At 62.7% G+C, this 21,237-nt stretch carries 18 protein-coding genes; 10 read left to right on the forward strand and 8 right to left on the reverse strand.

The features are described 5' to 3' along the window. From AC3EA7_RS13365 to AC3EA7_RS13380, 4 genes are all read left to right on the forward strand, one after another. The coding region (locus AC3EA7_RS13365; RefSeq protein ID WP_488614556.1) for an ATP-binding cassette domain-containing protein at positions 1-241 on the forward strand (241 nt) is incomplete at its 5' end. Positions 242-597: 356 nt separating this feature from the next. Beyond that, positions 598-1,713, forward strand: coding sequence for a DNA methyltransferase (locus tag AC3EA7_RS13370; RefSeq protein WP_488614557.1), 1,116 nt, complete (start codon positions 598-600; stop codon positions 1,711-1,713). Next, positions 1,682-2,746, forward strand: a complete 1,065-nt coding sequence (locus AC3EA7_RS13375; protein WP_488614558.1) for a GHMP family kinase ATP-binding protein — start codon at positions 1,682-1,684, stop codon at positions 2,744-2,746. The genes AC3EA7_RS13370 and AC3EA7_RS13375 overlap by 32 nt, the downstream gene beginning before the upstream one ends. 284 nt (positions 2,747-3,030) lie before the next feature. Beyond that, the gene (locus tag AC3EA7_RS13380) at positions 3,031-3,726 is read left to right on the forward strand and encodes a CPBP family intramembrane glutamic endopeptidase (RefSeq protein ID WP_488614559.1); all 696 of its coding nucleotides are present in this window, start codon (positions 3,031-3,033) and stop codon (positions 3,724-3,726) included. Position 3,727: 1 nt separating this feature from the next. Here AC3EA7_RS13380 and AC3EA7_RS13385 read toward each other — a convergent pair whose 3' ends face one another. The 4 genes from AC3EA7_RS13385 to AC3EA7_RS13400 form a co-directional block, all read right to left on the reverse strand. Further along, positions 3,728-4,942: an anion transporter gene (locus tag AC3EA7_RS13385; RefSeq protein WP_488614560.1), complete on the reverse strand. Its 1,215-nt coding sequence runs from the start codon at positions 4,940-4,942 to the stop codon at positions 3,728-3,730. A gap of 98 nt (positions 4,943-5,040) precedes the next feature. Continuing rightward, positions 5,041-7,281, reverse strand: a complete 2,241-nt coding sequence (pnp, locus tag AC3EA7_RS13390; RefSeq protein WP_488614561.1) for a polyribonucleotide nucleotidyltransferase — start codon at positions 7,279-7,281, stop codon at positions 5,041-5,043. A 306-nt stretch (positions 7,282-7,587) separates the two neighbouring features. Then, a complete protein-coding gene (gene rpsO / locus AC3EA7_RS13395) occupies positions 7,588-7,857 on the reverse strand; it encodes a 30S ribosomal protein S15 (RefSeq protein WP_488614562.1) in 270 nt (89 codons plus the stop codon). Positions 7,858-7,973: 116 nt separating this feature from the next. Next, a complete protein-coding gene (locus AC3EA7_RS13400; RefSeq protein WP_488614563.1) occupies positions 7,974-8,159 on the reverse strand; it encodes a hypothetical protein in 186 nt (61 codons plus the stop codon). A gap of 93 nt (positions 8,160-8,252) precedes the next feature. On the opposite strand from AC3EA7_RS13400, the gene AC3EA7_RS13405 reads away from it, so the two are divergent. Next, on the forward strand, positions 8,253-10,424 hold the full coding sequence (locus tag AC3EA7_RS13405; RefSeq protein ID WP_488614564.1) for a CYTH and CHAD domain-containing protein: 2,172 nt from the start codon (positions 8,253-8,255) through the stop codon (positions 10,422-10,424). Between the two features lie 31 nt (positions 10,425-10,455). Further along, positions 10,456-12,264 (forward strand): oligoendopeptidase F, encoded by a 1,809-nt coding sequence (pepF, locus tag AC3EA7_RS13410; protein ID WP_488614572.1) that lies wholly within the window; start codon positions 10,456-10,458, stop codon positions 12,262-12,264. A gap of 4 nt (positions 12,265-12,268) precedes the next feature. On the opposite strand, the gene AC3EA7_RS13415 is transcribed toward pepF, so the two are convergent. From AC3EA7_RS13415 to AC3EA7_RS13430, 4 genes are all read right to left on the reverse strand, one after another. Further along, on the reverse strand, positions 12,269-13,462 hold the full coding sequence (locus AC3EA7_RS13415) for an aminotransferase class V-fold PLP-dependent enzyme (RefSeq protein WP_488614565.1): 1,194 nt from the start codon (positions 13,460-13,462) through the stop codon (positions 12,269-12,271). Positions 13,463-13,784: 322 nt separating this feature from the next. Then, positions 13,785-14,921 (reverse strand): radical SAM protein, encoded by a 1,137-nt coding sequence (locus AC3EA7_RS13420; protein WP_488614573.1) that lies wholly within the window; start codon positions 14,919-14,921, stop codon positions 13,785-13,787. Between the two features lie 62 nt (positions 14,922-14,983). After that, positions 14,984-15,901, reverse strand: a complete 918-nt coding sequence (locus AC3EA7_RS13425; RefSeq protein WP_488614566.1) for a pseudouridine-5'-phosphate glycosidase — start codon at positions 15,899-15,901, stop codon at positions 14,984-14,986. Between the two features lie 365 nt (positions 15,902-16,266). After that, on the reverse strand, positions 16,267-17,289 hold the full coding sequence (locus AC3EA7_RS13430; RefSeq protein WP_488614567.1) for a GHMP family kinase ATP-binding protein: 1,023 nt from the start codon (positions 17,287-17,289) through the stop codon (positions 16,267-16,269). A 309-nt stretch (positions 17,290-17,598) separates the two neighbouring features. Here AC3EA7_RS13430 and AC3EA7_RS13435 point away from each other — a divergent pair, with 309 nt between their 5' ends. The 4 genes from AC3EA7_RS13435 to AC3EA7_RS13450 are packed head-to-tail and all read left to right on the forward strand — an operon-like array spanning position 17,599 to position 20,958. Next, entirely contained in the window at positions 17,599-18,795 is a 1,197-nt protein-coding gene (locus tag AC3EA7_RS13435; protein WP_488614568.1) for a radical SAM protein, read from the forward strand. A 12-nt stretch (positions 18,796-18,807) separates the two neighbouring features. Further along, complete coding sequence (locus tag AC3EA7_RS13440; protein ID WP_488614569.1) at positions 18,808-19,080, forward strand: 4Fe-4S dicluster domain-containing protein; 273 nt, start codon at positions 18,808-18,810, stop codon at positions 19,078-19,080. 28 nt (positions 19,081-19,108) lie between these two features. After that, positions 19,109-20,212 (forward strand): 3-methyl-2-oxobutanoate dehydrogenase subunit VorB, encoded by a 1,104-nt coding sequence (gene vorB, locus AC3EA7_RS13445; RefSeq protein WP_488614570.1) that lies wholly within the window; start codon positions 19,109-19,111, stop codon positions 20,210-20,212. After that, positions 20,209-20,958: a thiamine pyrophosphate-dependent enzyme gene (locus AC3EA7_RS13450; protein WP_488614571.1), complete on the forward strand. Its 750-nt coding sequence runs from the start codon at positions 20,209-20,211 to the stop codon at positions 20,956-20,958. The genes vorB and AC3EA7_RS13450 overlap by 4 nt, the downstream gene beginning before the upstream one ends. Positions 20,959-21,237: the final 279 nt, after the last annotated feature.

The raw sequence follows: 21,237 nt of genomic DNA on the forward strand, positions 1-21,237 counted from the left end.
CGTCGGACGCAACGGTGCAGGCAAATCCACGCTGCTGAAGATCGCCGCGGGGCTGATCGAGGCCGATGGCGGCGAACGCTTCGTGCAGCCGGGCACGACCTTCGCCTATCTGCCGCAGGAGCCCGACTTCAAGGCGTGGGCGACAGCGCGCGACGCGGCCGCCGCCATGATGGAGGCGATCAGCCACGGCGCGGGCGCGGACTGGCGCGTCGAGGCGGCGCTTGCCGAATTCGGTGTCTAGAAGACCCATCGCGGATCAGGGGCAAGGGGCTTGGGGCGTGGGGCAAGCGGCGAGGGGCGAGCGGCGAGAGGGGGCGAGGGAAAGTTGTCGTTGCATGTTGCGCGTCGGAAGGTGGTAGGGGCGCCCCTTGTGGGCGCCCGAACAGGGGTGAAGGCGTGCGCATGGGAAATGAGGTCTGGCGTTCTTCTCTGTGCCCTCTGTGCTTCTGTGGTTCATCAAGACGACAAGGCGAGCGGGTGGAGAGCAAATGCAAGCATGATTCTTGACACAGAATCATGCAACCCTCTTGCATTTTACGCAACTGGCGTGTTATACTGCTCTTGAAACCGCTTTTTGCCCTGTGAGTGTAAATATTCATGGCACGCCCGCTTCTTCCGGCTCGTCCACCTGTGGAGAACGCCGTTCCCGATGACCTGCTACGCCTGGCGCGTACACCATTCACGAATGCGCTATACCGACTGCGCGAATCGCCCTCGGTCGGCGATCTGCGCAGCGCACTCGACCTGCTCTGGCGCCAGATCGATGATCCGGCAGGCGCACTGCGCACCGCCGCCGACGAAGATGTGACGATCTTCAGCAAACGGCGATTGCGTGAGGCGTTTGATCAGATTGCCGCGGCATTCACCCTCGAACGCGCCCGCTACTACCTTGACCGACTGGTGCGCGCCGCGTGCGAGTCGCGCACCGGCGCGATCAACGACATCGACCTCAACCGCTGGAAGGAATACGACGACATTCTGACCGATAGTTTGTGGCTGTTCGACCGACGTGACGCCAGCAGCGCGCATCACGCCGGGTTCTGGGGCAATTTCGTGCCGCAGATTCCGTATCAGTTGATGCGGCGCTATACCCGCCGCGGCGATCTGGTCATCGATCCGTTCGCCGGTTCTGGCACGACCCTGATCGAAGCGCGCCGCCTGGGACGCCCCGCCATCGGCGTGGAACTGAACCCGGCAGTTGCCGAACAGACGCGCGCGACGCTGGCAAGCGAACCAGACCGGCGTCATGCACTGTGCGCGCTCGAGGTCGGCGATAGCACCACCTTCGACTGGCGCGCGACGCTGGAACGCTACGGCTTCCGCTCGGCGCAACTCGCCATTTTGCACCCTCCCTATCACGACATCATTCGCTTCAGTGAAGACCGGCGCGACCTGGCGAATGCGCCATCGGTCGATACCTTTCTCGTTCGTCTGGGGGAGGCGGTGGCGCGTGTCACGGACGTGCTCGACCACGGACGCTACCTGGCGCTGGTGCTCGGCGACAAATACGCCAATGGCGAGTGGATCCCGCTCGGATTTCTGGGGATGCAGGCAGTCCTGCGCCACGGATTCACGCTCAAAAGCGTTGTGGTGAAGAATTTCGAGCAGACGACCGGCAAGCGCAGTCAGAAAGAACTCTGGCGCTATCGCGCGCTGGTTGGCGGGTTCTATGTGTTCAAGCATGAGTACATCTTCATCTGCCGCAAAGCCTGACCTGATCATCAACAGCGTGGCGCCTATCCGCATCTGTGATCTTGGCGGCTGGACCGACACCTGGTTTGCCGGGCATGGCGCGATTTTCAACATCGGCGTCTATCCGTATGTCGAGGTGCAGGCGGCGGTGTTTCCTCGCTCCAGCCGCGAGCATCAGGTGACGCTCCACGCAGAAAATTATGGCGAGCGCTATGTGGTGATGCCGGGCAGCATCGATCATGCGCGGCATCCGCTTCTGGAAGCCGCGATCAACGAGGCGCCGCTGCCAGATGACGTGGCGCTGGAGATTACGATTTTTTCCGATGTTCCGGCAGGAGCGTCTACCGGCACTTCCGCCGCCGTCACGGTTGCGCTGATCGGCGCGCTCGATGCGCTGACCCCTGGCAGGATGACGCCGCACGAAGTCGCTTACGCCGCGCATCGGGTCGAAACGCAGCGGTTGGGGTTGCAGAGCGGCATCCAGGATCAACTCTGCTCGGCATACGGCGGGATCAATTTCATCGAGATGTTCCAGTACCCCTATGCCACCGTCTCGCAGATCCGCGTTCCCGATGCGATCTGGTGGGAACTGGAGCGCCGCCTGGCGCTGATCTTTCTTGGTCGCACCCACAGTTCCTCGGCAGTCCACGAGCAGGTCATTGCGGCACTCGAACGTGAAGGTGACGCTTCCCCCCGCCTCGATGCGCTGCGCCACTGCGCCGTGCGCGCCCGCGATGCGCTGTACGCCGGTGATTTCGCGGCGCTCGGTCGGGCCATGATCGACAACACCGACGCACAGCGCGCATTGCACCCGGCGCTCGTCAATGCCGACGCCGGGGCGGTGATTGCGCTCGCCCGTGAACACGGCGCGCTCGGATGGAAGGTCAATGGCGCCGGCGGCGAAGGCGGTTCGCTGACCCTCCTGTGCGGTCCCGACGCCAGCGCCAATCGCGCGTTGCTGCGCGACATCCGCCGACTCAGCCCGCTCTTCCAGCCAATCCCAATCTACCTCAGCCGGATGGGACTGCGGGTGTGGACCACAGTTGAACGTTGAACGTGGGAGGGTGAAGGACGCGCCCGACCTGTGAGGCCTCCGCCGCTGCTCAGCGGAATAGTTCTTGTTCGCTGGCGGCGCCTGGCTCGACCTCGAGGGTCTCTGTGGTTCGAGTACAATGGCAGGTGGGAAGGTTGCAGGAGGGAACGTTGCACGTTGCACGTTCAACGTGGGATGGGGCGAGGCGCACCGCTCTGCGCGCTCTGTGTCTCTGTGGTTCAAATGAAGGTGACAGGCGTAAAGGCGGCGTCTTGCCTGAATGAGCGTCGCCAAAAGGAGGGAACATGAACCACACGTTAAGCCCGCAGATGTCCGCTATCTCACCACGATCATCGGCGCGCCAGCGGCTTGTGTCTGGTTTGGCACTGGCGGGATCGGTCTGGATCGCCGGTCTCATCGGGCATTTTACGCCGCTGGCGGAATGGCCCGCGCTCTTTCTCTACGTCATTGGCGCCATCGGCGTGACCCTGCTACTGGGGATGCGTGATGGCCTGTGGGAGGCGATGTGGGTGACGCGCCGCGGGCTACGGCGAGCGCTGGCGTGGGGTGGCGGCATTGGTCTAGCGCTGCTGGTGATCGACAATATCAACACCTATATGTACTACCGCGCAGGTGGCGCGCCCATGGCGCAGATGGAAGAGATCCTGATCGGCATGCGCCTGGTGTTGCTCTTTCCGCTGCTGGTGCTGGCAGAGGAGTTCCTCTGGCGCGGCGTCATCCTTTCAGGGCTGTGCGATGCCGGATTCAACCGCCATCTGGCGGTGCTGTTGACCACTGCCGCCTACGCGCTAAACCACTTCGCCGTTGCGCCGGTGGGCATGGTCGAACGCGCGATGATGGCGGCGATGGGGCTGCCGATTGGGATTGCTGGCGGGTATCTGGCGCTGAAAACCCGCAGTGTGTGGGCGCCGGTTGCGCTCCACGGGTTGACGATGATCTCGATGATCATCGATATCTTCGTCATACCCCGGCTGGTGTGACTTAAACCAGCACAAATGCGACCAGCAGGGTCAACACCGTGATCGGCACACCGGCGCGCAGGTAGGCGCCGAATGTCAACTGCACCCCCCAGCGCGCCGCGAGTTCCGCCACGATCAGGTTGGCGACCGAGCCGATCAACGTCAGATTGCCCGCCAGAGTCGAAGCCGCCGCCAGCATGAGCCAGCCACGTTCCGGCTGCGCCAGGGCGGGGATCAGATGTTGCAGCACCAGCACTGCCGGCACATTGCTGATCAGGTTCGAGAGGATGGCAGTGACGACGCCGAACATCACGAGATCCCCGCCGATCAACGGCGCGGTCGCTGCAAACAGTCGTTCGGTCACGCCCTGCGCCTGGAGGCTACTGGTAACGACGAAGAGGCCGGCAAAGAAGACGAGCAGAGTCCAGTCCACCGTTTTCCAGACCCGTTCCGGGCGCAACCGTCGTGTAGCGAGCAGCGCCGCCGCTGCCAGAAACGCCGCGAGCGCCACAGGAACGCCTGCAATCATCAGCGCCAGCATCACCGGCGCCACAACGGCAACCTTGCGCAGCAGCGGACGATAGACCCGCATCCGCCCGACCTCCGGCGTCTCAAAGCGCTCGCGGCGAAATTCCCGAGGATAGACCAGCACAATCACCAGCCAGCAGATCGCCATGCCGATGAGCGCTGTCGGTGCGAGCGCGGCGGCAAATGCGGCATAGGAAATGCCCGACGCATTGCCAATGATCATGTTCTGCGGGTTGCCGGTAATCGTCGCCGTCGAGCCGATATTGGCGCTCGTCGCCAGACCGATCAGATAGGGGATCGGATTGCGCCACAGCGCGCGCGTGGTATCGAGCACGAGCGGCGTGAGCATGAGCGCAATCGTATCATTCAGAAAGAGCGCCGAGAGCACGCCCGACGTCCCAATGATAAGCGCCAGCAGGCCGCGCGGCGAATGCGCCACCCGCACCACGCGCTGCGCCACAACCCCGAAGAAACCGGCGTTGTAGAGTTGCCCGTTGAGCACCATCATACTGAAGAGGAGCAACAGGGTATCGAGGTCGAGCGCCGCAAACGCCTCTTCGAGTGTCAGAGCGCCGCACGCCAGCAGCGCCGCCGCGCCGACCACCGCGATAGTCGCGCGGTCAGCACGCACCCAGGGCCAGCGCCCGACAGCAATACCTGTGATCGTGACCACAACAATCGCCACGGTCAACCAGGAGGTCCAGGTCATGCGCCGTTATCCTTCCGCATGCAACGAAAAGGAGCGACGCATCTGCTGCATCGCTCCACAGGACGACAACCGGGTCGAACAACTGTCGTCAGCGCTGTTTACCGCCGGCGCGGGCGCGGACGATCATCGCTGCGCGGACTCCGGTCGCCGCCGCGATCGCCGCTGCTGCGCCCGCCGCCATCACGCAGACCGCGCCCCGCCCCGGCGGACCGACGATCCTCCGCCGTCTCGCCAGTCAGCAGCGCGCGCCGCGACAGGCTCACCTTGCCGGTGCCAGGCTCGATGCCGATGACCATGACGTTGATCTCGTCACCCATCTTAATCACGTCCTCAACATTTTCGACCCGCTGGACATCGAGTTCAGAGACGTGAACCATGCCGTCTTTGCCGGGCGCCAGGTTGACGAACGCGCCGAACGGCATGATCCGCACCACCTTGCCGAGGAAGATATCGCCGACCTTAATCTCGCGCGTTAGCGCCTCGACCATCGCCACTGCCTGTTGCGCAGCGGCGGCGTCAGCCGTTGAGATATACACCCGCCCGTCTTCCTCGATATCGATCTGTGCGCCAGTGGACTCGGTAATACTACGGATCGTCTTACCGCCAGGACCGATGAGCGCACCGATCTTCTCCGGGTTGATCTGGAGCGTAATGATGCGCGGCGCATACGGTGACAATTCCTTGCGCGGCTCGCTGATCACGGCATTCATCTTATCGAGGACATACAGACGCCCCTCCCGCGCCTGGGCAAACGCCTCGCGCATAATCTCATACGTGACGCCGGTGGTCTTGATATCCATCTGCAAGCCGGTGACCCCCTGCGCTGTGCCGGCGACCTTGAAATCCATATCGCCCAGGTGGTCTTCGAGGCCCTGAATATCGGTCAGCACGCGCCAGCGCCCGTCTTTGCCGGTAATCAGCCCCATCGCAATCCCGGCGACTGGCGCTTTGATCGGCACGCCGGCATCCATGAGCGCCAGCGACGATCCACAGACCGATGCCATTGACGAGGAGCCGTTCGACGAGAGCGTTTCGGACACCAGGCGCATAGTGTACGGGAACTCTTCTTTGGGCGGCAGCACTGCGAGCAGCGACCGTTCCGCCAGCGCGCCGTGACCAATATCACGGCGGCGCGGCGAGCCGAGGCGCCGGATCTCACCCGTGCTGAACGGCGGGAAGTTGTAGTGATGGATATACCGCTTGGTCGTTTCGATGCCCAGATCATCGAGGCGCTGCTCCTCGGCGGGTGAACCGAGCGTTGCCAGCGTCAGCACCTGCGTCTGACCGCGGGTAAACAGACCTGACCCGTGCACGCGCGGGATCAGGCCCACCTCAACCGAGATCGGGCGAATATCTTTCGGACCACGCCCATCGACACGCTCGCCGCGTTCGAGGATCATGCGCCGTACCTCTTCGTACAGGATGTTTTCGAAGGCGGCTGAAACGGCGGCGCTACGCGCCTCGAGTTCTTCTTCCGGCTCATCGGCGGTGAAATGGGCGATCACCTCGCGCTTGAGCGCCTCAGTCCGCTCATCGCGCACCATTTTGTTCGCATCGGTGATCGCCTCGTACAACCGGTTCCCCAGCCACTGCTGGATCGCCTCTTCGAGCGATGTATCGACCGGCGGCGGAACAAACTCCTTCTTCGGGCGACCTGCCAGTTTCACCAGTTCGTTTTGCAGATCGCAGATTTGCTTGCATACCTGGTGCCCCTGAATAACCGCCTCGAGCATCACCTCTTCGGATAGTTCCTTTGCCCCCGCCTCGACCATCAGCACCGCGTCCTTCGTGCCGGTCACCACTAGATCGAGGTCGCTCCTTGCCATATCGGACATTGGCGGATTGATGTGGAGTTTGCCATCGATATACCCGACCTGTACTGCGCCGACCGGACCGAGAAACGGAATGTCGGAGATCGCCAGCGCTGCTGACGCGGCAATAATTGCCAGCGGCGCGGGATCGTTGACCATATCGATTGAAAAGGTGGTGACGATGATCTGCACCTCATTGCGATAGCCCTCGGGGAAGAGCGGGCGCAGCGGACGATCGGTGAGACGTGCTGTCAGGATGGCGCCTTCGGTAGGCTTCCCTTCGCGTTTGAAGAAACTGCCGGGAATCTTGCCTGCGGCGTACATTTTTTCTTCATAGTCAACCGTCAACGGAAAGAAATCTGCATCAGCGCGCGGTTCCTTCGATGCCACCGCCGTTGCCAGCAGCATCGTGTCGCCGCACCGCACAACCACTGCGCCATTCGCCTGCTCAGCGAATCGCCCCGTTTCCAGGGTAAGGGTACGGCCAGCGACTTCCATACTCACCGAATGAATCTGACGTTTTGCCATAATCCTTCCTTGCATGCGGACCGTTGCCCGGTCCAATGCGGGGCGTCAGGCACTGGAGACTGTGGTCGAACGTTATTCGGCCCCAAGCTCCAATTCCTGACAGCCCCAGATCTTACGTCCAATAAAGGCGAGCCTGAGGCGCACACCCCAGGCTCACACACTCACTATGGGTTTTCGCGGAGTGTACGACAGGCGATGCCGCATCCGCGAACCCGGCGCCCTCCAGAGACCAGGAGATGCAGCGCTCCCGCGCCACGCCCCATGACGGCACACTGATCGAACAACGCGCGCACCCCTGATACCATGCTAGCGACGCAACCCCAGACTGTCGATCAACTTCCGATATGCATCTTTGTCTTTGCTTGAGAGATACGCCAATAGGCGGCGGCGGCGACCGACCAGTTTCAGCAGCCCGCGCCGCGAGTGATGATCGTGCGGATGCACCTTCAGATGCTCGATCAAGCCGTTGATGCGTTCGGTCAGCAACGCCACCTGCACCTGCGGCGAGCCGGTGTCGCTGCTATGCACCTGATAATCAGCGATAATTGACGTCTTTTCGTCTTTTTCCAGCGCCACGAGACAACTCCTTGCATCTAATCGCGAACAGGCCGGCGCAGCCGGTCGTTCACTTCTTCCAAACCACACATAAGTATACCATAAGATGCATGATCGTGGGGTGCAGGCATGCATTGTCAGGCGGCAAGCAATCGCGTCCCTGCTGCGCTGCGCCCTGGCTGGCGACTGAAGTCGCGCCGGGCAGGCGTTCCGCCGGGCGTCCACCTGCGTGGACGCCGCCGGTCCCGTCCGCGGAGGCGGACGGTCGGCCGCAGGCCCGCCAGGAGCGATGTCAATCGCTGGCAGCCGGAGCGTCGTTTCATGACAACTCATGCCTGCACCCATACTCTCGGACTGAACATGGTATACTGGAACGCATGGTTATATCCTGATATTTGTCTGCATAACGGATGCCTATGGATCAGCAACGCATCGATCCGCTCGAAATCGAACTGAAGTTTCGCGTCGACGATCCGTCGATCTTTCGAGCGCTGGCGCGTCCGATAACTCTCGGCGATTTTCAGTTGAAGCCCGTGGGAGACGGCGAACACCAGCACAATACCTACTACGACACACCCGATTTCCGGTTGCGGGCGCAGCGCTACGGGTTGCGCGTGCGCACCGTCGGTCGTACCCGAATTGCGACCCTGAAAGGCGAAGCCCGGTCGCGCGATGGGCTTCACCAGCGCCCTGAGTGGGAGATGACCGTCGAAAGCGACGATCCGCAGCACTGGCCCCCCGGCGATGTGCGCGACCGCGCGCTTGTGCTGGCAGGCGGCGCGCCACTGCAACCAGTGCTGACGATCGAAACCCTGCGCCGCCCTGTGCGCGTCTGGCGGGGTTCGCGGCAGGTCGCCGAAATCGCGCTCGATGAAGGAGTCATCTATGCTGGTGGGCGCGAGCAAATGTTCTACGAGTTGGAGGTCGAATTGCTGCCCGAAGGCGTGCGCGACGACCTCGATGCGCTTGGTGCATTGTTGCAGCAGGAGTTCCCGCTGCAACCCGACAATCTGAGCAAACTGGCGCGTGGTCTGGCGCTGCTCGATGAAGCGGTTTTGCACTCCGGGCTGGAAGAGGCTATCAATCAGCAAAGAGAGAGCACTGCGATGATTGTGGCAACTGAACGGCTGAACGTTCGTCCGCTGGCATTGACATTGCTGGATCGCGCGGCGCCAACTGGTGCGTTTTTGCCGGTGCATCGCCGATTGCTGGGGCTGGCTGCGGCCTGCTACGATGCTGCGCTTGCCGCCGGTGTCGAAGCGCCAGAGCGCGCGGCGCGCGATATGCTCCTCTCAACCCGCATCGACGACCTGGACGCCGATCAGCAGGCGCTCGCCGCCGCGTTGCCGGGCATGGCGCGCGCGAAAGCGCGCCCGCGCCGCGATCCGGCGTTTATCCGTCTGAGGGACGGTGAACAGAAGGCGGCGTTGCGCCTCGGCGCAATTCTGCGCCTGGCTGCTGCGCTGGCGGAGCAGGGCATCGGCAGGCTGGCGGTCGTTCACGCGAATGGTTCAGTTGCGCTGACCCTGGCGTCCGGAAACGATGATGTGCTGGAACGGATTAATGCACGCAGCGATCTCTGGCGCGATCACCTCGGTCCGATCACCTGCGCCGTTGTGGAACACGACGCGTTGCTTCCGCTGCCGGTCGAACCGCTCGATCCGGCGTTCACCATGCTGAAACTCACCGACGGGTTGCAAGGAGGCGAGCCGCTGGCGGAAGGGGTGCGCCGGATGCTGCGCCGCACCTTCGAGCGCCTGCTCGCTCGCATCGACGCCGTCGAAAAAGACGAAGATCCGGAGGATGTCCACGATGCGCGTGTGGCCACACGACGCCTGCGCGCGTCGCTTCAGGTCGTCGAGGGGATCTTCGACACCGGCTTGGTGCGGGAATTGCGACGCGGATTGCGGCGCGTTGCGCGTTCACTCGGCGTTGTGCGCGACTATGACGTGTTTCTGGGGTCAGTCCGCACCTTCCGTGATCGCCTGCCGGAAGAGCGCCGGCCGGTTATGGAACCGCTGATCGCTGCCATCGAGGCTGCGCGAGCGCCAGCACGCGAGCGCATGATCGCCGATCTGGAATCGAAGCGTTTTGGGCGTTTTCTCCATCAATTCGCTACTTTCCTCACCACTCCCGGCGCCGGCGTCGTCGATCAGAGCGAAACTGGTGCACCGACGCGGGTGCGCGACTTTGCCGGCAGCGCCATCTGGCAACGCTACGAGCAGTGGCGCGCCTTCGACGCTGTGCTCGACGGCGCACCGGACGAGGTGCGCCATATGGCGCGTATTGCTGGCAAACGACTGCGCTATACGCTAGAGTTCTTTGCCGATGCGCTTGGACCCGGCGTCGATCAGGCGCTCGGTCCGCTGATGGACCTGCAGGAATTGCTCGGCAATCTCCAGGATGCGGTCGTTGCCCGTGAACACATACGCGCACTTGGATTGACCGACGACCTTGGTGCACAGGAGTATCTTGCGGCGCTTGATGTAGCCCACGACCGGCTGCTCACCGGCTTCTCGCGGGTGTGGGCGAAAGTCGACAGTGCAACCTACCGGAGACGATTGTTTGAACTGATCATTCGAATGTGAACATTACACAGGAGCTGGAACCGTGACCGAAATGCAGAAGGTCCCGCGCCGTGACGAGATCCCTGAACAGTACCGCTGGGATCTCACAACTATATACCCGGACGATGCCTCCTGGGAGCAGGATATCGCCGCCATCGAAGGGATGCTCGGCGATATTGCCGCCATGCAGGGGCGTGTTGTGCGCAGCGCTGACGATCTGCTGTTGACGCTGCGCCTGCGTGATCAGGCGTCGATGCGTCTCTGGCAGATCTATGTCTACGCCAATCGGCGCTTCGACAGCGACACGACCGATCCGGTCGGGCAGGCGCTCGCCGAACGCGCGGGGACGCTGGTGGCAAAGGTGAGCGCCGCGCTTGCGTTCATTGACCCTGAGATCCTGTCAGCGCCGGAGGAGCAGATCCGCGCCTGGCTGCGCGAACATCCCGACCTGGCGGTGTACGAGTATGCACTGGATCAACTGCTGCGCCAGCGCGCCCATGTGCGCTCAGCGGAAGTCGAGGCGATCCTGGCGCAGTTTAGCGACATCACGCGCGCGCCGGGCGAGATTTTCGAGGTGCTGACGAATGCCGACCTGAGTTTCCCGACAATTGAGGACGAACAGGGGCAGCCGGTGCAACTGTCGCATGGGCGCTACCTGCGTTTTTTGCGCAGCCCCGACCGGCGGGTGCGCCGTGATGCGTTCACCGGTTACTACAGCGTCTTCCAGGGGATTCGCAACACGCTCGGCGCGTCGCTTGCCGCTCAGGTGCGCACCCACGTACTGAATGCTCGCGTGCGTCATTATTCGTCGTCGCTGGAAGCCGCACTGACCCCGAATGACATTCCGGTCGAGGTCTACCACAACCTGATCGCGACGGTCAACGCCAATCTGTCGCGTCTCCACCGCTATCTCCGATTGCGCCGGCGGATGATGGGGTTGGACGAACTGCACTTCTACGACCTGTATGCGCCGCTGGTCCCCGAAGCCGATGTTGCGGTTCCGTATGCAGAAGGGGAACGTCTGGTGCGCGCGGCGTTCGCGCCGCTTGGCGAGGAGTATGGCGCTGCCATCGCAGAGGCGTTCAGCAGCCGCTGGATCGATGTCTACGAGAATGTCGGCAAGCGCAGTGGGGCGTACAGCGATGGCGCTTATACGACAGCGCCGTTCATGCTGCTCAATTATCAGGATCGCCTGAACGATGTGTTTACGCTGGCGCACGAACTCGGGCATGCGATGCATTCCTACTTCACGCGCAAGACGCAGCCTTATGTCTATGGCGATTACACCATTTTCGTCGCTGAGGTTGCGTCCACACTCAACGAGGCGCTGTTGACCGACTATTTGCTACAGGCGCGCGATGATCCGACCCTGCGGCGCTATCTGATCGTCGAGCAACTGGAGGACATCCGCACGACCCTCTTCCGCCAGACGATGTTTGCCGAGTTCGAACTCGACATTCACCGCCGTGCAGAGGCTGGCGAGCCGCTGACGACCGAACTGTTCAGCACGATCTACCGCGATCTTGTGGCGCGCTACCATGGTGCGGAAGTCGTGCTCGACGAACAGATTGCACTGGAGTGGGCGCGGATTCCGCACTTCTACTATAATTTCTATGTCTACCAGTACGCGACGGGGCTTTCGGCGGCGCTGGCGCTGCACAAGCGCATTGTTAGCGAGGGGCGCCCGGCAATCGAGCGCTACCTGCGCTTCCTGCGCAGTGGGTCGTCGCGTCCATCCATCGATCTGCTGCGCGATGCCGGCGTCGATATGCTCTCACCTGCGCCGATTCAGGCGGCAATGGATCATTTCGATGCCTTGCTCAGCGATCTGGAGCAGATGACGGAAGCAGCGCAGGGGTAAGAGCCTATTCTTTCTCCTTATGCGCCATATCTTTCAGGATATGGCGCAACCCATCCAGCAATCGGTCGATGTCGGCGGGGGCGTTGTACGCCTGGATGGAAACGCGAATGAGGGGTCGGCCTTCCCACTCGAAGCAGGGAACTTCGATGCGTAACTCGTTCCAGAGGCGCGCCTGAACCTGCTTTGGGTCGCACGGCGGCAGCGGGAGCGCACGCATCTGCACCCACCACTCGATGCCATCGGGGGTGAGCGGCGCAAGCCCGGTGAGCGCAGCGATGCGCTGTGAGGCGTCAGCAAGCAGTTCGTGGCAGGCGCGCCGCACCGATCCCCAGTCGTTGGCGTTCTGAAAATCGATCGCCGCCGGGACGCTGAGGAATGCTGAGGGATCGTCGGTCCCCATCCACTCGTAGTAGTCGCGGAACGATGCGCCTTCCGGATATGCCAGGAAACTCGAACGCATCGGATGGCGCGGCTGCCATCCCCAGCTGACGATCAGCGGTTCCAGCAGCGTCTGCCGTTCGGGACGGGCATAGAGGAATCCGGCGCCCTTGGGTGCGCACAGCCATTTGTGACAGTTGCCGCCGTAGAAGTCTGCACCGATGGCTTCCATATCCAGGTCGATCTGTCCGAGCGCGTGAGCGCCGTCGATGACCGTGATGATGTCTGCTGCGCGCGCGCGCTGGCAGATTGCCTCAACCGGCATGATCATCGCGGTTGGCGAGGTGATGTGGCTCAGGGTGATCACCTTCGTGCGTTTGGTGACGCCGCTCCAGATCTGTTCGGTGATGGCGCCGGCATCGGTGGCGGGCAGCGGAACCGGCTGCGGGATGTAGGTTGCCCCATCGCGTTCGCAGACGTAGCGCCAGGCGCGCTCGATGGCGCCGTACTCGTGGGTGGTTCCCAGCACTTCGTCGCCGGGTTGCAGGGTGATCGAGCGCGCGACAATGTTCATCGCGTAGGTGACGTTGGGTACGAAAACGACATCCGCCGGCGCCGCGCCAATGAACGCTGCCAGGCGTGATCGCGCGTCTGCCAGCAACCCGTTGAGCCGTCGCCCGAGAAACTCGACCGGCTGTTCTTCGAGGGTGCGCTGCCACTGCTGGTACGCCTCGAATACCGGACGGGGACACGCGCCAAAACTGCCGTGGTTGAGGAAGGTGATGTCGGGTCGGAGGAGAAAATGATTGGATGTATGCATAGAGAACCGAGAACTGAGAACTGAGAACCGAGAACTGAGAACTGCTCCCCATCGTGACTGTCACCGCTTGTGTTTCATGCCTGATCCTGCGGATGCGTTGCGCGGGGTGAGGAATAGGAGGATGCCAGTCTTCCCGCGGTGACGGTCACATCCGCCAGCGTATCTCTTCATCATCCGTCCACCTTCAACCTTTTCACCTGCACCGTGCGCGTGGGCGCGCCAGCGGCGCGCCCCTGCCGGCGCCTCCTGCCCGTCACCGTGCGCGTGGGCGCGCCAGCGGCGCGCCCCTACCGGGAACCTTTTCACGTGCAACGTGCAACATTCAGCGTTCAACGCCCCCGGCCAGTTGGCCGCAGGCGGCGGCGATCGCCACGCCGCGCTCGACGCGGACGGTGCAGGCGATGCCGCGCTCGCGCAGAATGCGCTGGAACGCCAGCACGCGACGGCGCTCCGACCGGCCCAGGGGCATGCCCGGCACTGGATTCCATGGGATGAGATTGACATGCACCATGTGGAGCGGCAACCCTGCCGGTCCAGCCTCGCTGCGCAACAGCGCCGCCAGTTTCGCTGCGTGCTCTGGTTCATCGTTCCGCCCCTGCAGGAGCACATACTCGAACGAGACTCGCCGCCCGGTTGCTGCCAGGTAGTCGCGCGTGGCGTCGAGCAGCGCCGCCAGCGGATACCGGCGGTTGACCGGCATCATCGCGCTGCGCAGGTCGTCGTCCGGGGCATGGAGCGAAATCGCCAGGTTGATCGGCAGCGCCTCCGTCGCCAGGCGGCGGATGCCTGGAACCAGCCCGACCGTCGAGACGGTCATGCTGCGGGCGCCCATGTTCAGACCGCGCGGATCGTGGATGATTTCCACGGCGCGCCACCAGCGATCATAGTTCGCAAATGGCTCGCCCATGCCCATGAAGACGATGTTCGTCAGGCGTGAGGCGGAACTCGCCTGCGGGATAGATGGCGCATCGCCTTCCAGATCATCCGGCGTCCACCATGTGTCGTCTTCTGGCGCTTGGTTCACCGGGGCAGGCTGGCGACCGGCAGCGAAGCGGCGTATCTCGCGCGCCGCCCAGACGACCTGCGCCACGATTTCGCCCGGCGACAGATTGCGCAGCAGACCGAGCATTCCCGTGGCGCAGAAGACGCACCCCATAGCGCACCCTGCCTGCGTCGAAACGCAGACTGTTGCGCGGTCCGGGTAGATCATCAGCACACTCTCGACGAGCGCGCCGCCAGGGAGACGAAACAGCGCCTTGCGCGTCAGCCCGCTGTCCGCTGTTTGAACCTGTTCCGGCGTCAACGGTTCGAGGCGAGTTTCGGCAGCTAGCCGTTCCCGCAGCGCCAGCGGCAGGTCGGTCATCGTCAGTGGCGTGTCGACCAGGTTCACATACAACTGGCGAAAGATCTGCCGCGCGCGATAGGCAGGCTGTCCCCAATCAGCCAGCAGGCGCTCCATGTCCGCCAGCGACAGATCATACAGATTTGGCAGAGTGTCTCGTTTTGTAGAAGAAAGCGTCGTCATAGCAGATCTGCAATCGCTGTCGCCACCTGCGCCGCGACTCGCGCATTCTGGCGCAGCAGCGCAACGTTGGCGCGCACACTTTCGCCTTCGGTTTCGCGCGCGAGCGCCGCCAGGAGGAATGGCGTCACCGCTGGACCATGGATCCCCTCCGCCGATGCAGATTGAAGGGCGCGCTCGACAGCCGCCTCGACCACTGTGCGATCCAGAGCGTACTCAGCAGGCGGCGGCACGGCCAACAGCATACCGGCGCCGCCAAGCGCACGATGAGCGCGCCACGCGCGCGCGACGAACGACGCATCCGGCGCCAGCGCTGCCGGCAGCCCGCTCGCGGCGCTGTAGAAGGCCGGAAATTCATCCGTTTGCCAGCCAAGAACCGGTACGCCGCTGGTTTCGAGATGCTCCAGCGTCGCTGGCAGATCGAGAATGGCTTTCGCTCCGGCGCACACCACCAGCACCGGCGTGCGCGTCAGTTCCGTCAGATCGGCAGACACATCCCAACTCTCACGCGCGCCGCGATGGACGCCACCGATCCCGCCGGTGGCGAACACCTGCACCCCTGCCAGATGTGCCAGCACCATTGTTGCGGCAACAGTTGTCGCCCCATCGCCGCCTGACGCGATCACATACCCGAGGTCGCGCCGTGAGACCTTCGATGGGCGATTCTGCGGATCAGTCCGGGCGAAACGCTCGATTGCCGCTGCATCCATGCCGACGGTCGGCACGCCCGCCACAATCCCGACGGTCGCGGGGATTGCGCCGCCATCGCGCACCTCCTGCTCCATGGCGCGCGCCAGTTCCAGGTTGTGCGGGTACGGCAACCCGTGGGAAATGACCGTACTCTCAAGTGCAACGACCGGTTGCCCGGTATCGAGCGCCGCCTGAACTTCGGGAGCAATGGCGAGTGAGCGATTCATGAGTGCTATGATACCATAAAGGCGCGAGGTGCGAGGTGTGAGGTGCGAGGCGCGAGGCGCGAGGCGCGAGGTGCGAGGTGCGAGGCGCGAGGTGCGAGGCGCGAGGTGCGAGGTGCGAGGTGCGAGGCGCGAGGTGCGAGGTGTGAGGCGCGAGGTGCGAGGCGCGAGGTGCGAGGCGCGAGGTGCGAGGTGCGAGGCGCGAGGTGCGAGGCGCGAGGCGCGAGGCGCGAGGCGCGAGGCGTGAGGTGAGGTTGCATGTAGATTTGTTCGCACACCCTCGTTTTGCATCGTCCTTGCGAGGCATCAGGATGGCAAAACGCTCCCCTCGCCTGCAGCGTGGAAGAAGGGCGGGGGGTGGGTGACAGTCATCGGTTGGTTCGCTCTTCCACCTCGACCGCCCATGCGTGCACACCCTGAGTGGTGAACGAGAAGTGGCGGATCTGCACCCCGGCTTCGATCAACACCCGCTCGAGTTCGAGCCGCCGGTCGAAGGGGCATGCGAAGACCATAAACCCGCCGCCGCCGGCGCCGGTGATCTTGCCGCCCCACGCGCCGTGACGGCGTGCCAGCGCATAGATGTCTTCGACCTCGGGCGGCGCGATGTACGGCGAGAAGGCCTTCTTCACCTCCCACGCATCGTGCAGCAGCCTGCCGAAGTCGGCGATCTGCAAGCCACGCAATAGACGAACCGCTTCATCGACGAAGGCTTTGGTCTCATCGTGGTAGCGGAGCGTGTCGCCCTCCTTCAAGCGACGCACCTGATCGTCAACCAGGTGTTGCGTGAGCAACTTACGGCTGCCGATATAGCCGAGGAGCAGGCAGCTCTCCAGTTCGAGGAGCGCAGTCGGATCGTTCAGCACCGGCTCGACGATCACGCGCCCTTTGCCGAAGTGATAGACGCACATGCCGCCGAACGCCGCCGCATACTGATCCTGCCGCCCGCCGGGGATACCCAGATCGACGCGCTCGATCCGGTAGGCGAGTTCTGCCAGTGTATGCGGGTCGAGATTGATCTGATAGGCAGCGCCGATCAACTTCAGCATGCTGACGACCAGCGCCGATGATGAGCCAAGCCCGGAACCAGGCGGCACATCGGAGAACATGATCACCTCGACCCCTTCAGAAGGCGGCATGGCGGCGTCGAGCACCGCCTGCGGCAGATCGAGCCGCCCATCCCAGTGTCCAGTCGTCTTGCGGCTGACCTCTTCCAGGTCGAGCGAGCGGACGGTAATCCCCGGTTCTCTGCTGGGGCGCAGCATGCAACGCACATATTTATCGATCGTACAGTTGAGCACCTTGCCGCCATATTCCTCGGCATACGGACTGACATCCGTGCCGCCGCCGAAAAAGCCGATCCGCATCGGCGCTTTGGCCTTGAAGATACGCATGGAACGCTCCTGCTGGAATACACGCGCCGCAGTATAGCATGTTTTGGCAAGAGTAGCGCATCCTTAACTTTGTGGTGCACACTTCTTTTCCGCAATAGCCTCACAGGTCTCCTATGATAAACCATGCGCCCCAATACTACCACCTCTGAAACAAAGAACGTCAGGAGAGGAGCGTTCCATGAACCGGACTGAGACACATCGTCCGGCGCTGGCGCTGATGATTGTGACTGTGCCGGTTCTTACGCTGACCCCGTCATAAGGGGGATGATCGGGCGGATGTCTCCGGGCATCCGCCCAAGGGTTTCAGCAATGGTGATTCATCGCACAATCCGTAACGAACAGGTGACGATCAGCGTCAAGCCAGGCGCTATCAGCGTTATGTTCGATACGCGCGAGGTATTCACCTATGATCGCGGCGGCCGGTTGTGGGCGCTGACCCGCGATGGTCGCACATACCGGCGCGGGTTGAATGGTCAGGTGCTGGAAAAGCGCCGCGTAGACGGCGCACTGCTCCGGCGTCGCCTGAGTGATGCCGAGGCGCTCGACCTGATTGATGGGGCAGCGGCGCGGATGGCGGCGTTGCATGATGCGCTGGCAGTCGAAGCGTCGGCGCGCGTCGGTGCAAACGGCGCATTGGTCGGCGCGCTCGAGATGCTCGAACATGCAGCGCGGTTCGACGCAACAGCACACCGCGCAGATTGTGCGACCTTCAGTCGGGTGTACGATCCGGTCGGCATTCTGCCGCCAGATCAGTATATGGCGGTTGTGCTTCAGGCGACTGAGGGATGTTCGTTCAATACCTGCACCTTCTGCGACTTTTACCGTGATCGGCGTTTTCGCATCAAGTCGCCCGATGAATTTCGTACGCATGTGCAGGCAGTGCGCGCGTTTTTCGGCGACTCGCTCCTTATGCGGCGGTCGATCTTCCTGGGTGAGGCGAACGCACTCGCTGCGCCGACCAGACGCCTGGAAATATTCATCGAAATGGCGCGTGAAGAGATTGGCCGGTTGCCGATCTATGCCTTCCTGGACGCTTTTACCGGCAGGAAAAAGAGCATGGAGGAGTATGCCCGTCTGGGTGCGCTGGGATTGAAACAGGTCAGCATCGGACTGGAAAGCGGGCACGATCCGCTGCTCGAATTCGTGCAGAAGCCATCGAGCGCTGCCGACGTTGCAGAGACGGTCGCGACGCTGAAACAGGCAGGTATCGCGGTGAGCCTGATCGTGCTCGTCGGGTTGGGTGGCGACCGCTTCGCTGCCGGGCATGTCGCCGACACGGTCGCGTTGCTCAACCGGCTGTCGCTCGATGAGGAAGATATTGTGTATTTCAGCACGCTCGTCGAACACGCACACGCGCCGTACAGGATACAGATTGCGGAAGTGGGCATTCGATCGCTCGACGATGCCGAACTTCGAGCACAACACCGGGCGATTGTGGCGGGATTGCATGTTGGGTCGTCCGGTCCGCGGATCGCCACTTACGATATTCACGAGTTCACTTATTGATCGGAGGTCGAGATGGTTCGGGGACGCATCATTGTGGATACGGAACGCTGCAAAGGATGCGGATTGTGTGTCGCGTTTTGTCCAAAAGGCGTTGTGCATCTGGCGGCCTCGCTCAATGCCGCCGGTCATCATCCCGCGCAGTTGCGCGATCCCGACGGCAAATGCACCGGATGCACCATTTGCGCTCTGGTATGCCCGGAAGCGGCAATCACGGTCTATCGCACATTCTCCGTCAAAGCCAGTATCACCGCTGGCGGCGTGTGCGCACTGGAAGCAGCATCGTAATTCAACCAGCATGAAAGAGGAGATCGCAATGGCGCGAGAACTTCTGAAAGGCAATGAGGCAATTGCTGAGGCGGCGATCCGTGCCGGTCTCGATGCCTATTTCGGATATCCGATCACACCGCAGACCGAACTGCTCGAATATCTGGCGCGGCGCATGCCTGAGCTGGGTCGGGCGTTCGTGCAGGCGGAGAGTGAAGTCGCTGCCATCAACATGGTCTATGGGGCAGCCTGCGCCGGCAAGCGCGTCATGACCTCGTCGTCCGGTCCGGGCATCAGCCTGATGCAGGAAGGATTGAGTTACATCGCCGGCGCAGAACTGCCGGCTGTAGTGGTGGATGTGATGCGCGGCGGTCCCGGATTGGGGAACATCGCCGCATGTCAATCGGATTATTTTCAGATGACTCGTTCAGCCGGGCACGGCGACTTCCGTCCGCTGACGCTGGCGCCGGCGACGGTTCAGGAAGCGATTGATCTGACCGGGCTGGCGTTCGATCTGGCCGAACAGTACCGCATGCTGGTCATTCTGCTGATCGATGGCAATCTGGGGCAGATGATGGAACCTGCCGAATTGCCGTCGTTCCGCCAGAACGTCTCAGCGACGCCAGAATGGGCTGTGGATGGCGCGGAAGGGCGTCCGCAGCGCATTATCACATCGCTCTACCTCGAACCCGAGGCGCTGGAACGGCACAACCTGAACCTGCAAAAGAAACTCGCCATCATCGCCGAACGCGAGCAGCGTTTCGCCGGGCTGTACCTGGAAGACGCCGATCTGATCGTCGTCGCCTTCGGCAGCGCGGCGCGCGTGGCGCAGAATGCGGTCGAAGCCGCGCGCGCGCGCGGCATGGCGGTCGGTTTGTTCCGTCCGATCACCCTTTCCCCGTTCCCAATGCATGCCCTGGCACACCTGGCGCCGCGCGCGCGCGCGTTCCTGGCCGTCGAAATGAATGCCGGTCAGATGGTCGAGGATGTGCGGCTCGCCGTCGCCGGTCGCGCGCCGGTACGCTTCTACGGTCGGTTGGGCGGCGTCGAAATGCTGCCGGACGAGGTGCTGCGGGCGATCGAACAGGCAATGCGCGATACGCGCGTCACAACGAACGGTGCGCGCATACTCAACGCGGAGGTGCGGCGATGATTGCCGAAGAGTGTGTGTACGAACGTCCGACGGGGTTGACAGCAGCGCATACGCATTATTGCCCTGGCTGCACCCACGGCATCGCTCACCGATTGACGGCGGAGGCGCTGGAAGAACTCGGCATCCTGGAGCGCACGATTGGCGTCGCCTCGGTCGGGTGCTCGGTGTTCGCCTACAACTACATCGCCTGCGACTTCGTCGGCGCTGCACACGGGCGCGCCCCGGCAGTCGCTACCGGGCTGAAGCGGGTGCTGCCTGACCGGATTATTTTCACGTACCAGGGCGATGGCGATCTGGCGTCGATTGGATTGGGCGAAGTGTTGCACGCCGCAGCGCGCGGTGAACAGATTACGGTCATTTTTATCAACAACGCGATCTATGGCATGACCGGCGGGCAGATGGCGCCAACATCGCCGCCTGGCATGGTGACCACCTCATCGCCGGGCGGTCGTGATCCGCAGCGGACAGGGTATCCGGTGCGGGTTTGTGAACTGGTGGCGCAGATGGACGGCGCAGCGTATGTGGCGCGTCGCAGCCTGCACAATCCGGCGGAAATCCGCCGCGCGAAGAAGGCGCTGCGCACTGCATTCGAGTGTCAGATGAACGGTCGTGGGTTTGCGCTGGTCGAATTGCTCTCCACCTGCCCGACGAACTGGGGCATGACGCCGGTTGATGCGCTCCACTGGGTCGAAGAGCAGATGATACCGGTGTTTCCATTGGGGGAGTTCAAGGGAGGCGAGAGGTGAGAGGTGTGAGGTGTGAGGTGTGAGGTGTGAGGTGTGAGGTGTGAGGTGTGAGGTGTGAGGTGTGAGGTGTGAGGTGTGAGGTGTGAGGTGTGAGGTGTGAGGTGTGAGGTGTGAGGTGTGAGGCGAGAGGCGAGAGGCGAGAGGTGAGAGGTGAGAGGTGAGAGGTGAGAGGTGAGAGGTGAGAGGTGAGAGGCGAGAGGTGTGAGGCGAGAGGCGAACGTTGAACGTGGGGAGGCGGAGAGGTTGTAGGGGAGCGCCCACGCGCACAGCAGGCAGCGA

The organism is Roseiflexus sp., assembly GCF_057785375.1.